Here is a 16,293-nt window from a genome sequence, read left to right as displayed (position 1 = left end):
GTTTCGACAAATTACGCCAAACCTCTTCTTCATTCTGCTAACTAAATTCACAATTGTAACTAAACTAGCAATCAATTACAAAACAGACTGCAAACTAAAAAAGATCACCCAAATGGGTGACCTTTTTTTCTTATTCACAAACAAGAATTTGTCTAGAAAATGATCCTTTTCTTGTGATACAGCGGTCTGTAATTTCAAATCCCGCTTCATGAATCATGTCGTCCATTGTTTCCATCGTGACAACGACTACTTTTTTTGCAATGCGGCGCGCACTTGAAAGAATCGAGAGTTGATCTTCTGGTGTTGCGTGCGTAAATAGGTCGTACGGCATATCGATAATTGCGACGTCGTAGTTCTCAGTAAGTTCTTCAATCGGTCCTTTTGTTACTGTTCCTTCAAACCCGAAATGTGCGATGTTTTTTCTCGTTCCAAGAACTACAAGTGGATTTATATCTCTACCAACGATGTTAATCCCCATAGAAAGTGCTTCTACTACTACTGTTCCAATGCCGCAGCACGGGTCAATTGCTCGCACTCCATCTGGGTTTGGCACAGCGATATTTGCGACAGCTCTAGCAACACGTGTGCTCAGTGATGTCGAATAGCTATGCGGTTTTTTTATATGATGATACCAAACCGGATCACTTTCTACATAGTGTCCGAAGTACCAGCGTCCTCCAAGAGGAACAATCCCGAATACACGCTCTGGATTACGAACATCCGCTTCTCCTTCAATATGCATGCCGAGGTCTCGCTCAATAAGACGTCTTTCCCCATATTCAATTTTATTTTCTTTACCAAGATCATTGATTTTAACGAAGATAACTTTGAATGTCGCTCCCGCTAAATCAATTTGTTCCACTTGTTCTAAAATGCTTTCTAAGTCGTCCCCTTCATACATAACCTCAACGCGCTCTTTAATAAACGGACTTCTACTCGGAGCAATCTTGACTTCACTTTTCAAAATATTAACGTGAGACTCCATCCCAAAGAACGAGCGCATTTCCAAGTAACATAAAGCACGCTCCTCTTCGCGAAACGCATACGTATATATACATGCAGGTATTTTACTATGATTATTCAATCTATGATCATCCTTTATCGTTTTAAATTGTTATTATTACAATTACTCGAATACTATTTATATAAAATTAAATGATATCACATGCCCGAAATAAAGAGAAACCTTTATAATTTGTTTCATGAATAAAAAGAGACTGCCTATTGGCAATCTCTTTTATTTATTAACGGAAAGAAGATACGTCGTTACCCATTGCTTCGTAGTAATCTAAAATACCTTGATAAATAGCTTCCGCTGCACTTTGTCTCTGTGCTGGTGTAGCGATTTTATCTGCATCACTTTTATTATCTACAAATGCTAATTCTGTTAATACAGCTGGCATTGTATTTTCTCTAGTTACGTATAAGTCATTTGGTTTCGCACCACGGTCTTTTGTTCCAAGTGCTTGTACAAGACGCTTTTGTATTTTCTCTGCTAATAAACGACTTTCTGATACATTCGGGTTTGTTCCTCTTGCTGTCGCTGATTCATAGTAGAAAGTTTCTGTGCCTTGTCCATTTTTCAAGTCAGAGCCATTAGCATGGATACTTACAAAAATATCTCCATTATTTTGCTGTGCAAATTCTACACGTTTCTTTAAAGAATCAGGACCACTTGTTCCTGGACGTGTATCATCTGTACGAGTGAATAACACAGTAAACGGTGTCTTTTTCTCAAATATTTTCTGTAATCGTAATGATACATCTAATACGGTTTGACTTTCTTTCTCATAATAACCAGGATTCCCTGAGTCCATTCCACCATGACCTGGATCAATAATAATCGCTTTACCTTCTAAGAAATTACCTTGTTTCACTGGGTTTAATTGATTTTTATCCACCCATTGGAAACCAGCGCCCATACGAATACGAATCCAGCTATCTTTTTCTTCGATAATCGTTACTTTTTGTGCATTATATGTACCTAGCACTTTAGACCCATGTGAAGCTTGTTCGTATGCAGTAAATCCTTCATTAATAACATCTGTTTTCTCTGTTAAAGGTGTCCACTTCTCACCTTTACTTGTTACAACCTTCAACCAACCATCCGCTCTTTGCTCTTTCACTTCAATCATTTGTGGTTTATGTTGAGTGTCAGTAATACCAGATGATAATGATGCTTGATGATATGTGATAAAGTTTCTATTCATATACATTCTTTTCGATGTATTTGTTTTATTTTTATCTGCCATTGCGATAAACTGAGCTGCTTCAGCACGGCTTACAGTACCATCAGGATTCCAGCCACTTCCTGTACCCATTGAAATCTCTAAAGCTACTAAAATATTAGCTTTTTGCTTACCCCAATGCTTTTCTAAATCTTGAAATTGTGTTGGAAGTTCTCCAATAATTTTCTTATCTAATGAATATGCTTGTACAAGCATAGCTGCCATAGATGCACGATCAATTTGGCTTGATGGCTTGAAATTCCCAGTACCATCTCCACTAACTACACCTGCTTTTTCTACTGCAGCAATATATGGTGCTGCCCAATGATTTTGTGAATCTTTAAAAGATGGTTTCGCTTTTGGATCAATTTGTAAACCAAGAACGGTCGCCAATAACTTTGCAGCTGACCCTCTGTCTACTGCTTCAAATGGAGCGAATGTTCCATCTGGTTTTCCATCAAGTGCATTTTTTCCTACTAAATAATCAACTGATTCTTGCGCCCATGTAGGAACATCCGAAAACTTCTTCGCTGCTGCGAAACTACTAACTGGAGACGATAATAAACTTGCGGCTAAAAGACCTGCCGCGACTGCACGATACTTCATAAAAAATAATACTCCTCTCAAAAATCGCTTATAATAACGCGTAATCTTAATATGCAAATCATAATAAAAACGAACAAAAAAAATTAGTGCGCCTCTATCATTTTATAATACTAGAATTCTGTAGTAAACCTACTTTCTCAATATTGTAAAATAAAATACACTTAAAGTATTTTTTATACACAAAAAAGTGGCTGATTCATAGAATCAACCACCCTCTCACTATTCTACTATCATTTCTGATAACACATATGCATAAACAAGTGCTTCTGTATGTGCAATCGAGCTTTCATGCGTACGTTCAAATGCGTGAGAAGAATCAATACCAGCTCCAATTAATGCATGTTTCACATCAAATCCGGCGCGAATCGCAGCTGATGCATCTGATCCGTAGTATGGATAAATATCCACTTTATATTCAATAGTGTTCGCTTTCGCCAGTTCAACTAAATGTTTACGTAAAGCGTAATGGTATGGACCGCTAGAATCTTTCGCACAGATGGATACTGTATATTCATCAGATGCTTGTCCATCACCTAACGCTCCCATATCAACTGCTAAATATTCTACCGTTTCTTCTGGAATATTTGAGTTTCCACCGTACCCAATTTCTTCATTATTAGAAATTAAGAAATGTGTTGTATATGGTAATGTTACCTTTTCATCTTGCAATCTTTTAATTAATTTCAATAGAATTGCTACACTTACTTTATCGTCTAAATGACGTGATTTTATGTATCCACTCTCTGTAATTTGAACGCGTGGATCAAATGAAACGAAGTCTCCTACTTCAATTCCTAACTCACGTACTTCATCTGCTGAAAACACACGCTCATCGATACGAACTTCAATATTTTTCTCATCGCGCTTCGCTTCCCCTGCATCTTTGTACACATGGACAGAAGTTTGATGCATCAAGATTGTACCTGTATACTTCTTACCGCTTGACGTTTCAATTTCGCAATATTCCCCTTCTACAGAGTTCCAGCGAAATCCACCAATCATAGATAGACGAAGACGACCGTCAGGCTTAATTTCTTTCACCATCGCACCTAACGTATCAACATGTGCAGTTAATAAACGATGCTGCTCATCATTCTTCCCTTTAACCGTTAAAATAAGTGCTCCTTTATTGTTACGCTTCGTTTCTACGTTCCACTCACTTACATAGTTTTCAATAAAACGAATGATTTTCTCTGTATTTCCAGATGGACTCGGAATAGAGACAAGCTCCTTAATGAGTTCCATCGTTTCTTTTGCATGATGTGCCATTGTCGTTTTCCTCCTCATTTTTTCTACTATTTAGTATAGCGAAATTACGATAAAACCTCTACTCATATATTCTAATTTTCTAAATTATAGTAAAATTAGATTTAGTAAGTTAAAAGGAGATAACAAAAATGAATGTAACGAAAAAACATGTTCATATTGTACTTATTTGGTTTTTATCATCATTACTATGTTTACAAGTTTCTTATGTCGTTCACACTAATACTTCTATTGCAATCGGCTGGACATTAACAGCTATCTTTTTAATCGTTAGCTTAATTGCAGCAAAAAAGCACAGCGCTACTAAGTAAGCTGTGCTTTTTCTATGAAACTACTCTTCCGAAACGTCCATCAAATAAATCCCTCTTGTAAATCCGCCGCGCTCTTCTTCTTTCCGCTTACGAATAAGCTCTACATCTTCAATTGTTGCACCTTCTGCGCGAGCTAATGAAACAATAACTTCAAGTGCATCTGCAAGTGAATCTAGCGCATGTTCACGATCTTTCATCGAAGCAAATTCACGAATTTCTTCAGTACCAATTTTCGCTAACGCTTGTATGTAAGCTTGTCCTGTTAATTTTTGTGCTGTATATGTTTTTCCAGACATTAAAATTTTCTCTGGGACACGATCTCTTACTAACTTGTTATAAGTTGACATCACTGTTCCTCCTATTTTTAATAACACCCAAGCTCTGCTTTATAGAAAAACCACTCTTTTTTCACACAAGCACTTAACATATCAATTCCTGATCCGTGCGCCCTTACTACCGGAAAGAAGTAATGCTCTGGTTCTTCTTTCTTATTGCTGTATAAGGTTTGATACTCATCAGGAATCGCCTCTTTTTTCACATCCCGTTCTTTCTTCACTTCACCAGAGAAAGCAACAGTTGGATGTCCCTCAAAGAATAATGCAGCCCGTACCGCAAGAGATGGTGTACTATGCAAAGCATAATATGTAAGTAAAATAATAACGATAACACCGATCATTTTCTTCATTTATTACTCCTAAAAAAAGTGCTAACACAATTATACTAAAATGTGTTAGCACTTTCTTCCCTTTATCTCGAATTAACGGGCAGTAAGACTAATAATCCGCGGGGGATAAACAAATCCCCACGGATTAAAGTTTCACTTTATTCCCCTTTAAATGCTGGTAAACGTTTTTCTAGAAATGCAGCAATTCCCTCTTTATGATCAGCCGTTTTTCTCATCGCATATTGACCACGCTTTTCGAGCTGAAGCGTTTGTTCTAAATTAGAACGATTTACTTCACATAAAATTTGTTTCGTTTGAATCATCGCCTTGATTGGTTTTTGTAACCATTCATTAATTTTTTGCTTCACAGCCGTTTGGAAATCCTCACCGATTACTTCATCAATTAAACCGATATCTAGTGCTTCTGTCGCTGATAATTTCTTCCCTTCCCAAATGATTTTCTTCGTCATATTTTCACCGACGCGCTTTTGAAGGAAGAAATGGCCACCACCATCTGGAATTAAAGCGATTCCAATAAAGTTCATCGCAATAACTGATGATATATCTGCCATGACATAATCAGCTGTTAATGCAATACTTAATCCAAGTCCAGCAGTTGGCCCATGAATTGCACTAATAACAAGCTTCGGCATCGTATATAACGTCACAACGATTTCAGAAATTGTATTCATGATGCCTTCAAACTTACTTTCATCATTACTTGAAAGCATCGATTTAATATCTCCACCCGCAGAAAAACCACGGCCACTTCCGCATAACACAACAACGTGAACAGAACTTTCCGCCACTTCTTTCAACTTTTGTAATAACTCTTTTAACGTTGGTTCATCTAATGCATTTAAAACCTCTGGGCGATTGACCATAACCGTCGCCACGCGCCCTTCATATTTCACAACAACAGATTCTGTTTTACTTGTTACTTCCATTATATATACCCCTCTTTTCCACATAAAGATTATACTTATATAATTATAGAAAGCACATGAAAAATCCTTCTTTTTTCTTAATTTTCTGTCTAATACCCTCATAATTTGTATATATATCTCCGTATAAAACATACAATTTCGTTAAAAAATATAGAAATTAAAGTCGGTTTATCAATGCTTTTCATCTATTTACCATTACAATGAAATGGTGTATTCTTAAGTTTGATGCAAAAAAACAAATATTGAAATTCATTCGCCTTATTATGTAAATAAGGCTTTTATCCCCATCTCTTGGGTATTGAACTAAAGGAATGAAGAAATGGAGGAATATATGGTTACTAAGTTGAAACAAACGGATAACTACTTCCCGCATTTCCTATTGCTATTCATTGTGTTTCAACCAATTTTAGATTTATTAACGTCTTTTTCAATCTATGTATTACACATGAGCGCAACAGTTGGAATCGTAGTCCGTTTCGCCTTTATGCTTCTTGCATTAGGTTATCTACTTCTTCATAGAAAACAACATGGGGCGAAAAAGTACATTCTCTATTTATGCCTACTCGGGATCGTACTAGCAATTGGTCTTGCAAATAATATGATGATTAAATCTCCAGTTTCATTTGGCGAAGAAGTGAAATTTATTTTAAAGAGCATATATCCAATTGTGCTACTGTTTGGATATATTATCGTCTTTAAAGAGTTAAAAAATAAAGAATATACGTTTCATAAAATCATTACATATTTCTTATATGCAACTTTAATTTTAAGCATCACACTGATTGTTGCCATGCAAACGGGTACAGATTTCCCAAGCTATCCTCACTCAAAGATTGGTTCAAGAGGTTGGTTCTTTGCTGGAAATGATTTAAGTTCTATTTTTGCAATTATGTTCCCAATCGTAGTGTTATATTCGATTCATAAAACAACTTCTTTCTCGAAAGTCTATTACTGGATTCCAACAATACTTGCGATGTATGCAAGTATTATGGTCGGGACGAAAGTGGGGTATGGTGCAATTGTTCTAACGCTTGGCGTGGCACTTTTATTCTCATTCATTGAATATATGATTCATCGCAAAAAAGAAGGAAAAAGATTCACATATCTCATAAATACAGTTGTTGCCGCTATTGTACTAGGAGGTTTAATTGCCCTTACACCGCATACTCCTATCGCAAAAAATATGGGCATCCACATGCAAATATACGAATACAAAAAATCAGTACAAGAAGAAAAGGATAGAAAAGAAGGAAAAGTAATTAAAGAAGATCCAGACGCAGAGAAAAGACACGCAAAAGGTGAGCTAACAGACTCTGAAGTGAAAAGTTTAATTTACAGTGATCGCGATAAGTTTTTAAAAGTATACAAACAATACTATAAAGACGCACCACTATCACAAAAATTATTCGGAATGGGCTATGCTGGTAACTATACGGTTAAAATTAAATTAATCGAAATGGACTTCCATGACATATTCTTTGCATTCGGAATCATCGGTTCTCTTATTTACTTCCTACCATTCCTTTACTTCGGTATTAAATTATTACTCAGCATCATTACAAATTTCAAGAAAATATTAACTGTGAAATATATGCTACTAGCTAGCACCATTGTACTATCACTTGGAATTGCCTTTATGTCCGGGCACGTATTAACAGCACCGTCCGTTAGTATTTTCTTCGTTGTTATACTCGCTTACTTAATTGTTGATTTAGAGGCGGAATAAAAGAAGCAGCATCCAAATGGATGCTGCTTCTTCTGTTGAAAGTACTACATGAAATTATATTAACGATTCTACAGAAGATATCGATTTACCGACAACATATAATAATAGCGGCAATCTACAAAAAAAGGCTAGATCACATTATGATCTAGCCTTTCAAACTTTCCCTATTGAAAAGATGCATGAATCTGCTCCAACACTTCATCAATATTATCCTTCGTAATGACAATACCGAAATCTTTCGGGACGTTGCTATCTTCTTCATTCACAACTTTATGCGCAATCAACTTTCCAACTTCCGGTCTGAAATGATGCCCATCCATATAGTTGTCTAAATTCATTGTAACGGAATTGAGATACATGAAATGGTGAACTTCTCCAAATACATCTACAGCGTCATGAAGCCATTTTTTATAATCTTCCCATCGTCCTGATTGAATCATCGTACGGAATAAAGGCTCTGAAACAGGTGTTGTAAAAATATAAAACTTCGTATTCGGATTATGGGCCTTTACTGTTCCTAATATTTCTTTCATATTTTGATACTCATAATTCCCGCCATAAATCTCGTTACTAAACTTATCTACTTGCGCCGTGACTTGCGCATCACGTTCTTCTTTCGTATAATCGCGCATCGATTTTATATTCTCTCGATTGTACCGGTCAAGATTCGTACTATGATGAGTGGAATTTGCAATTGTATTCTTTGAATAAGTAATCCCGTCCATACTTACATACGATTTAATCGGATACAATAAACTTTGCGCCTGATTAATATACGCTTCTGGTTTATCAAAACCAATTTCCCTATTTTTGTTCGTTCCAAGGAAATCTAAACCAAGTACAATAGACTCGAGTTCACTACCTTTTTGTTCTTTTGCATATTCAATATATGCATCATATTCACGCGGGTCTGTACTGCTTACCGCATAATTAAATGCGTTTAACCCGGTGAAGTCATTCTCATTGATAAAAGTCGTTCTACTACTTCCAAGTATAACTCCATCATATGTAAACGGACGGTATGTTATATAATTCGTTTTCTGTTGTCTCTCGTTAAACCCGTACTGAACATCATTCCACTTGTTTTTATGCGGGAATAACCAAAGTGAATCTATATAGCTATTAAATATCCCGACACCTGCCAGAGGAACAAAAACACATACAAAAACGAAAATAAGCCAATGTTTGTTTTTCATATTCTCCACCTAGAAATTAAAGTATAAAAACTCACTAATACTCGTTAAATGTAACACGCTATATACGAGCAATACTGCAGTAAATAAAGCAGTCCATACATTCGGACGGAATGAATCTTTTAACTGAATTGAATTTTTTAAGAAGAAACTAATACATAACGCTCCGAAAATATACGCTACCATTGTCGGATCTAATAAAGAAACATGGTACCCTTCTGTAAATGAAACACCGTACTCTTTTAAAAATTGCAGCTTCTCTATTATAAATGCCGGGAATACGCTATTTGCTAATTCGATTCCATTTAGTCCGAACATTCCTTTTAACACTTTCACTGCATCATACATAGATGTTGCCCTAAAGAATACCCACGTTATATTAATGAAGAAAAACGTAACGAACCAACCAGCAAAGGCTGGCATACGCCCTCCTCCTTTACTCCATAAACGATGAATAACAGAAGCCAAACCGTGCAGAAAACCCCAAAAAATAAATGTCCAACCAGCTCCATGCCAAAGTCCACTTATTAAAAATATAATCATAATATTCACGTATGTACGCGTAATCCCTTTTCGGTTCCCACCAAGAGGAATGTATACATACTTCGTTAAAAACTGGCTTAACGTCATATGCCAACGATGCCAAAAATCTTGTATATTCACTGCTTTATACGGCGAATTAAAGTTTTGAGGTAATTTAATATTAAACATTAAAGCGATTCCAATTGCCATATCGCTATATCCACTAAAATCAAAATATAACTGGAACGTAAACGCTAACGACGAAAGCCATGCTTCAACAAATGTTAATGATTGCTGTACATCAAACCCTTCACGTACAAGGGGTGATAATACATCTGCAATACCTACTTTCTTGAAAATACCAACTGCAAATACGAATATCCCAAGAACGATATACTTCGATTGCCAGTTCTTTTTACTACTATCCGCAAACTGCGGCATAATTTGCGCATGATGTACAATCGGCCCTGCGATAAGCTGTGGGAAAAATGTTACAAACAATGCGTAATCAAGAAAATGACATGCCTTCGTTTCCCCGCGATACGTATCTACTAAAAATGCGATCTTTTGAAACGTATAGAAACTAATCGCGAGCGGTAACGTTAATGATAATAATGTAAAATGAGTTCCAATTAATGCATTCACATTTTGTAAGAAAAAATCATAATACTTGAAATAACTAAGCATCCCTATATTAAACATTAATCCTACCGTTAAAAGAAATTTACTCTTATGTTTTACGAGCCTCATTCCGATAAAGTAGTTCACAATGAGCGACACTAACATAAGCGGTAAATATTTCACATTCCAATAACTATAGAAAAATAAAGAGGCCGCAACGAGCCAAGCTTTCGCTAATGTAGCATGTCCAAATTTATTTAATAGAAAATATAAAAGAAATGCTATCGGTAAAAATAAAAAAATAAACTCAAATGAGTTAAATAACACACCATCTCTTCCCTTCCAAACAAATCACACCTTATTCATCTTATCTTATCCAAATAGTGAGTGTCAAAAGGATTCCGCTCCTCTTTTCTTCTATTATATATATTAATCATTTTAATCGAATTATTAACATGATAAAATATTAAAGGCGCTTTTATATAAAAAAATATATAATAGAAATGTCGGTTTTTTGCACGAAATGTATTTTTGAAAAAGTGAGGAGAGTCCTTTGGTATTTAGTAGTTCTGTTTTCTTATTTATCTTTTTACCTCTCGTATTATTTTTCTATTTTATAGTGCGTGCCGAGCTACGTAATTTCGTATTACTTGCATTTAGTTTAATTTTCTATGCATGGGGAGAACCTCGATTCGTCCTCTTAATGCTCTTTTCTATTCTCTTAAACTACTGCTTCGGCCTACTCGTGCATCATTATGATAAACAAAAAAATATGAAAGTCACATTTTTAATTATGGCTGTGGTCGGGAATATTTTATTACTTTCTTATTTTAAATATATTTCATTTTTCACAGACATTTTAAATCAAACATTACACTTATCTATTCATGTGGAACCTATTCCACTACCAATTGGAATTTCATTCTATACGTTCCAAGCGATGTCATACGTCATCGATATATACCGTAGAGATGGCGCAGTTCAAAAGAATCCACTTAACTTAGCGTTATATATATCAATTTTCCCGCAGCTTATTGCCGGACCAATCGTTCGTTACAATATCGTTGCTGAGCAAATTAAAACGCGCATCCATTCTTTTGAACGATTTACAGAAGGTATTCAAATTTTCGTCTTAGGACTAGCAAAAAAAATGTTAATCGCCAATCAAGTCGGGTTTGTCGCAGATAAAATCTTTGCCTTACCGCCGTCTGAAATGAGTGTTGGAACAGCTTGGATCGGTATTATCGCCTATACACTTCAAATCTATTTCGATTTCTCAGGATACTCTGATATGGCAATTGGACTTGGAAAAATGTTCGGATTTGATTTCCCAAAAAACTTCAATTATCCATACATCTCGAAATCTATTTCAGAATTTTGGAGAAGATGGCACATTACACTAGGTTCTTGGTTCCGCGACTATATATACATTCCGCTCGGCGGAAACCGTGTTTCCAAACTAGCAAATTATCGTAACCTCTTCATCGTATGGGGATTAACCGGTTTATGGCACGGAGCAAGCTGGACATTTATCGCCTGGGGATTATATTACGGCTTTATTATTTCCATTGAAAAAGCTGGATTTGAGAAAATATTAAATAGGCTATGGAAGCCGCTGCAACATGCATATGTACTAATCATCGTTATGATCGGTTGGGTCTTCTTCCGAGCTGATAACTTCGCTTACTCGTTCCAATATTTAAAAGCGATGTTTTGCATGCAAAGACAATCTTTCATCGATGACAACACAATGCTATATATACATGAATACATTGTCATATTTATCATTGCCTTTATCGCAGCGACACCGATTTTGAAACGTGTTAAAAACATATTAGAACTTGCACCCAAAACGTACATGTTCACGATGCAAGTTGTACGTCCTATATTATTACTATCATTATTTATGATTTCGATTATGTATTTAATTAATTCGACTTATAATCCATTTATTTACTTCAGGTTTTAACTTATCCCGCTATTCGCCGGGCAGTAAGACCCCCACCTCAAAATTCAGCGAAAGCAACGAAGTTAGGTAGGGGGCGGGCTGCCCGTAAAAGCCCGATTGGTTCAACTAATAATCAGTGGGGGATGAACAAAACCCCCACTGATTAAAGTTTCACTTTATGTAGGAAGGAAAAGTTATTATGAAAAAATTGGGGAACATCGTCCTATTTATCGGTTTTCTCACCATTATCTTTTCATTTGGCATATTATCGCTTCTCAAAACTGACCGAGCAATTTCACCCGTTGAAAATCGTCCGCTCGCTCAAAAACCAGCTCTTACAAAAGAAGCCCTTGTAAAAGGAAGCTTCTTTAAAGACTTTGAGACATATACAAACGATCAATTAATCGGAAGAGATGATCTCATAAAAAACTATACACTTACTCAAATTAAAATGGGCAAGTCTCTCATTAACGATATTATTCTAACTGATGATAAATGGCTTCTAAAAAACCCTGCTTGGACTACAAAATATAATGAAATCGACCAAGCTATGCCAGCTGTAAACGACTTATCTCAGTTTTTAAAAGAACAAAATATTGAGTTTTACTTTGCTTTACCACCATCCAAAACGAATGCATTATCATTTAAATTACCTTCTCATGTTCACACATATGCACAGGAAAATTTAAATTATTTTCTAAACAAACTTCCGGCGGACGTAAAGCCAATTAAACTCATGGATTATTTTAAGCAAAACTATACAAATGAAGAAATACAAAGTATGTACTTCAAAACAGACCATCACTGGAATATGGATGGCGCCTTCTTAGGCTATCAATATATAATGAACACAATCGCGCAACAATCTTCTATATATAAAGGAAAAGAAATAAAAAAAGAAGATTACACTCGTACGTGTGCTCCCAATAAACATCTAGTCGGAAGCTTTAACAACCAGCTATACCAGCTGATCGATGCGACTGGAGAAAAACTATGCTACTACACACCGAAAGACGGTTTCAACTTCACGAGCGTAGCCGCAAAAGATGCGGGTGGTAATGTTTATCAAAACTTAGACGCAATATACGGTGTAGAAAAACAAAATGATACAACATCATACGCAGGTTATTACACAAACGACTATCCAGAAATCGTCATCGAAAATAACAATGCACCAAATAATGTACGAGCTTTAGTCCTAAAAGATTCATTCGCAAACGCAATCGTGCCTCACTTAGCACAAAGCTTTAAACACACATCCATCCTTGACCTCCGTCACTATCACGAAAAGGATGTATATCAATACATTAAAGACAACAACATTAACATGGTATTGTTTGTGTATAGTGATTCGAACTTGAGTGGTGAGATGTTTAAATTTAAACACTAAAAGAAGCCTCTTGTACTTTTTACAAGAGGCTTCTTTGTATTAATTCCGCTATTTGCGGGCAGCAAAAAGTCAGTGGGGGTTCATTCCCACTGACTTTTCACTTTATCTATAATCGAATTATAGATTTGGGTTGTTAAGCACGTTCACGTGTACAGCTTGTGAACCGATTTCGCTTGTTAGAACATCCTTCTCACCTAATACTTTGAATACTAATGTACCTTTGTCAGTGTACTTAGTTGTTAAAGTATTGTAGATGTCTGCATTGAAGTTTGGAAGTGCAGAATCACTTGTTTGAGATACTGTTACATGACCAAGCTCTTGATCGAATAAATCGAAGTGAGCATTGCCATTTGTATCAAGATAAAGTTTACCTTGGTCTTCACCAGATTTCACAACGCGTACTTTATGTTGTGTTTCTTTCGTTAAGTTAATACCTTTAACGATATCATCAAGGTTACTTCCTTCAAGCTCTAATACAGTACCGATGTTAATTTTCTTCTCAACGAAGTTTTCTGTTTGAACTGGTTTGAAGTTTACAGATTTAATAGCGATTTTCTCTTGAACGATTTCTAGTGTTGCTTTACCAGCAGTTGCACCATTTTTCGTTAAGTGGATATCAACTTTACCTGGTTTTAAACCTTTAACAACAACTTTATTTCCAACAATTTCAGCTGTAGCTACTGCTGGATTTTTAGATTCAACTACATAACCTTCTAAGTTTTCAGGATCAGAGTATACGCGCTCTGAAGTGTACTTAGATAATTGATACTCAACTTTGTTAGAAACATTTAGGTCAAGTTTTGAATCAGGTGATTCGCCGTATTTACCTACTTTAGATACAAGTTCAAAGTTTTTAAATGCAACGTTACCTTCTGTTACGTTCACATATAATGAACCTAAAGTATCGCCATTACCGTTTTGGAAGTGAACTGTGCCTTCGCCTACTTCGTTACCTGTAATACCCACAGTTTTTGTACCAACTGAACCAGCATCAGTCGTTACTACATCTAATCCACCTTCTGCAACTACACCTGTTTTTGGAAGAACTTCTTTAATTGCAGCTGTGTTAGCACCAAATGGATCGCCATATTGGTCAGTTGTTACGAATGTAACAGGTAATGTTTTGTTTTGAACAACTTGTAATTTATCTGGGTTAGCTTTTACTGATTTTAATTTACGAGAATCAGTAGTTACTTTAAATTTAACATCTTTCGTTACATCGCCTACTTTAATAGTAAGTGTAGCTTCACCAGCAGCCTCAGCAGTAATGTAGTTGTTTACTACAGAGATAATACCATGATTTGAAGATTTAATGCTAATTGAGTTTGGATCAACTACTTTATCTTCTCCAGCGATTGTAGCAACTACGTTATGAATTTGTGCTTTTTCACCAACAACTAAATTTTGGCTGTTTAGCTTGAAGTCTTTTCCAGTAAGTGTATTACCGTATACTACACCATTTTTATCAGCATCTACCGCAAATACAGTGTTTTTAATTGCAGAAGCTGGTGTATCAAGGTTTTTCACTGTAATGATACCTGTGTTAGAAACCGTTAAACCACCACGTTTTGTAACTTGCACTTCTACTTTGTAATCACCGTGTGAAAGACCAACACCAAGTTTACCTGTAGAAGAAGTTGACTTTCCATCCTCAAAGATTTCTGCTGGTGAACCGTCTAAGTTATTTGCTACAAATTTGACGTCATGGTTTGCTAAGTTTAAGTACTCAACATCAGCGTTACCTTTTTCATCATTTAATTTGAAGGCAACTGCTTGACCAGCACGATCATCATCAAATGTAAGTTTTTCAACAGCTAATTTTTTAACTTCGTATACGAATTTCGTTACGAATGATTGATCTTTCACTTTTACAGTAAGATCTTTATTTGGAGCAACTTTACCACCAAGTGTTACAGTTGCAGATGTACCGTCAGCACTTGCTTCAATCGCAACAGCTTTGTCTCCTTCAAGAGTTACATCATCAGCAGAAAGTTTATCTAAGCCAGTTCCTGTTAATGTTAATTTCGTTGGTTCAGAAATTTTCACATCAGTTACATATGCTTGTGCATTATCTTTTTTTCCATATTTTTTATCTGTTAATGCGATAAATTGAGCTGCTTCTGCACGAGATACAGATTTATTTGGCTCCCATTTACCGCCAGTACCTACAGAGATTCCAAGATTAATTAGGATGTTTGCTTTTTCTTCACCCCAAGTGTCTCTTAAATCATCAAATGTTGTAACTAACTCACCGTTAACTTTATCTTTTAAGTTATAAGCACTTACTAACATAGATGCGAATGAAGCACGATCAATTTTGCCGGTCGGATAGAAGTTTTCTTTTCCATCACCTTTAACGATACCAGCTTTTTCAACTGCTGCGATATATTTAGCAGCCCATGAATCTTTAGCATCTTTGAAAGAAGGTTTAGCATTTTCATCAACTTTTAAACCTAAAATTTCACTGAAAATTACAGCTGCAGAAGCGCGATCAATTGCTTCAGCTGGACCATATGTACCGTCTGGCTTACCTTTGATTGCACCTTTATCTACTAAATAGTTGATAGAATCTAATGCCCAATGATCAGCTGGAACATCTGGGAACGATTTACCTGCTGCTGCTACTGGAGACACAACACCTGCTACCATTGCTGCTGTCATTGTACCTGCGATTACTTTTTTGTAAGAGTTAGTCTTTGCCATTTTATAAATTTCCTCCTTCAGGACTATGTGCTACTAGTTTCATATCATATGTAATTTGAAAACTAGTTAGTTAAAAAAGCCATAAAACAATAAGAACATAAACAAAACTACAAAATACTATAAAGTAGTTCACATAATAAAATGATACAAACCGTTAAATGTAAATAT

13 protein-coding genes are annotated in these 16,293 nt (G+C 35.8%); 4 read left to right on the top strand and 9 right to left on the bottom strand.

The window, feature by feature from the left end; all coding sequences use genetic code 11:
* Nucleotides 1-130: 130 nt before the first annotated feature.
* From FT637_RS17660 to FT637_RS17650, 3 genes are all read right to left on the bottom strand, one after another.
* Nucleotides 131-1,084, bottom strand: coding sequence for a TRM11 family SAM-dependent methyltransferase (locus tag FT637_RS17660; RefSeq protein ID WP_193647404.1), 954 nt, complete (start codon nt 1,082-1,084; stop codon nt 131-133).
* A gap of 160 nt (nt 1,085-1,244) precedes the next feature.
* Entirely contained in the window at nt 1,245-2,834 is a 1,590-nt protein-coding gene (locus FT637_RS17655; RefSeq protein ID WP_193647403.1) for an N-acetylmuramoyl-L-alanine amidase, read from the bottom strand.
* Between the two features lie 219 nt (nt 2,835-3,053).
* Nucleotides 3,054-4,103 (bottom strand): M42 family metallopeptidase, encoded by a 1,050-nt coding sequence (locus tag FT637_RS17650; RefSeq protein ID WP_193647402.1) that lies wholly within the window; start codon nt 4,101-4,103, stop codon nt 3,054-3,056.
* Nucleotides 4,104-4,231: 128 nt separating this feature from the next.
* On the opposite strand from FT637_RS17650, the gene FT637_RS17645 reads away from it, so the two are divergent.
* Nucleotides 4,232-4,411, top strand: coding sequence for a hypothetical protein (locus FT637_RS17645; RefSeq protein ID WP_193647401.1), 180 nt, complete (start codon nt 4,232-4,234; stop codon nt 4,409-4,411).
* Between the two features lie 20 nt (nt 4,412-4,431).
* On the opposite strand, the gene FT637_RS17640 is transcribed toward FT637_RS17645, so the two are convergent.
* The 3 genes from FT637_RS17640 to FT637_RS17630 form a co-directional block, all read right to left on the bottom strand.
* Nucleotides 4,432-4,758, bottom strand: coding sequence for a nucleoside triphosphate pyrophosphohydrolase (locus FT637_RS17640; protein WP_193647400.1), 327 nt, complete (start codon nt 4,756-4,758; stop codon nt 4,432-4,434).
* A gap of 17 nt (nt 4,759-4,775) precedes the next feature.
* Nucleotides 4,776-5,096, bottom strand: a complete 321-nt coding sequence (locus FT637_RS17635) for a hypothetical protein (protein ID WP_193647399.1) — start codon at nt 5,094-5,096, stop codon at nt 4,776-4,778.
* A 137-nt stretch (nt 5,097-5,233) separates the two neighbouring features.
* Nucleotides 5,234-6,022: an enoyl-CoA hydratase gene (locus FT637_RS17630; protein ID WP_193647398.1), complete on the bottom strand. Its 789-nt coding sequence runs from the start codon at nt 6,020-6,022 to the stop codon at nt 5,234-5,236.
* 331 nt (nt 6,023-6,353) lie between these two features.
* On the opposite strand from FT637_RS17630, the gene FT637_RS17625 reads away from it, so the two are divergent.
* Complete coding sequence (locus FT637_RS17625) at nt 6,354-7,748, top strand: O-antigen ligase family protein (protein WP_193647397.1); 1,395 nt, start codon at nt 6,354-6,356, stop codon at nt 7,746-7,748.
* 164 nt (nt 7,749-7,912) lie between these two features.
* On the opposite strand, the gene FT637_RS17620 is transcribed toward FT637_RS17625, so the two are convergent.
* Both FT637_RS17620 and FT637_RS17615 read right to left on the bottom strand, forming a co-directional pair.
* On the bottom strand, nt 7,913-8,944 hold the full coding sequence (locus FT637_RS17620; protein WP_193647396.1) for a hypothetical protein: 1,032 nt from the start codon (nt 8,942-8,944) through the stop codon (nt 7,913-7,915).
* A 9-nt stretch (nt 8,945-8,953) separates the two neighbouring features.
* The gene (locus FT637_RS17615; RefSeq protein ID WP_193647395.1) at nt 8,954-10,411 is read right to left on the bottom strand and encodes an MBOAT family O-acyltransferase; all 1,458 of its coding nucleotides are present in this window, start codon (nt 10,409-10,411) and stop codon (nt 8,954-8,956) included.
* Between the two features lie 226 nt (nt 10,412-10,637).
* Between FT637_RS17615 and FT637_RS17610 the strand changes: the two genes are divergently transcribed.
* Nucleotides 10,638-12,053, top strand: coding sequence for an MBOAT family O-acyltransferase (locus FT637_RS17610; protein ID WP_193647394.1), 1,416 nt, complete (start codon nt 10,638-10,640; stop codon nt 12,051-12,053).
* A gap of 178 nt (nt 12,054-12,231) precedes the next feature.
* Nucleotides 12,232-13,422: a secondary cell wall polysaccharide O-acetyltransferase PatB1 gene (patB1, locus tag FT637_RS17605; protein WP_193647393.1), complete on the top strand. Its 1,191-nt coding sequence runs from the start codon at nt 12,232-12,234 to the stop codon at nt 13,420-13,422.
* Nucleotides 13,423-13,539: 117 nt separating this feature from the next.
* On the opposite strand, the gene FT637_RS17600 is transcribed toward patB1, so the two are convergent.
* Nucleotides 13,540-16,125, bottom strand: a complete 2,586-nt coding sequence (locus FT637_RS17600; protein ID WP_193647392.1) for an S-layer homology domain-containing protein — start codon at nt 16,123-16,125, stop codon at nt 13,540-13,542.
* Nucleotides 16,126-16,293 lie beyond the last annotated feature (168 nt).

It is taken from the genome of Bacillus cereus, from assembly GCF_015071065.1.
In the GTDB taxonomy this organism is placed as follows: Bacteria; Bacillota; Bacilli; order Bacillales; family Bacillaceae_G; genus Bacillus_A; species Bacillus_A cereus_BA.
The sequence above is the reverse complement of the archived record's forward strand: the minus strand, read 5'-3'. Positions and strand labels throughout refer to the sequence as shown.

Bases quoted from the DNA above. Each gene is read 5' to 3' on its own strand.
- FT637_RS17650 (WP_193647402.1), bottom strand. From the start codon at position 4,103: ATGGCACATCATGCAAAAGAAACGATGGAACTCATTAAGGAGCTTGTC.
- FT637_RS17630 (WP_193647398.1), bottom strand. From the start codon at position 6,022: ATGGAAGTAACAAGTAAAACAGAATCTGTTGTTGTGAAATATGAAGGG.
- FT637_RS17620 (WP_193647396.1), bottom strand. From the start codon at position 8,944: ATGAAAAACAAACATTGGCTTATTTTCGTTTTTGTATGTGTTTTTGTT.
- FT637_RS17625 (WP_193647397.1), top strand. From the start codon at position 6,354: ATGGTTACTAAGTTGAAACAAACGGATAACTACTTCCCGCATTTCCTA.
- FT637_RS17645 (WP_193647401.1), top strand. From the start codon at position 4,232: ATGAATGTAACGAAAAAACATGTTCATATTGTACTTATTTGGTTTTTA.
- FT637_RS17635 (WP_193647399.1), bottom strand. From the start codon at position 5,096: ATGAAGAAAATGATCGGTGTTATCGTTATTATTTTACTTACATATTAT.
- FT637_RS17640 (WP_193647400.1), bottom strand. From the start codon at position 4,758: ATGTCAACTTATAACAAGTTAGTAAGAGATCGTGTCCCAGAGAAAATT.
- FT637_RS17600 (WP_193647392.1), bottom strand. From the start codon at position 16,125: ATGGCAAAGACTAACTCTTACAAAAAAGTAATCGCAGGTACAATGACA.
- patB1 (WP_193647393.1), top strand. From the start codon at position 12,232: ATGAAAAAATTGGGGAACATCGTCCTATTTATCGGTTTTCTCACCATT.
- FT637_RS17655 (WP_193647403.1), bottom strand. From the start codon at position 2,834: ATGAAGTATCGTGCAGTCGCGGCAGGTCTTTTAGCCGCAAGTTTATTA.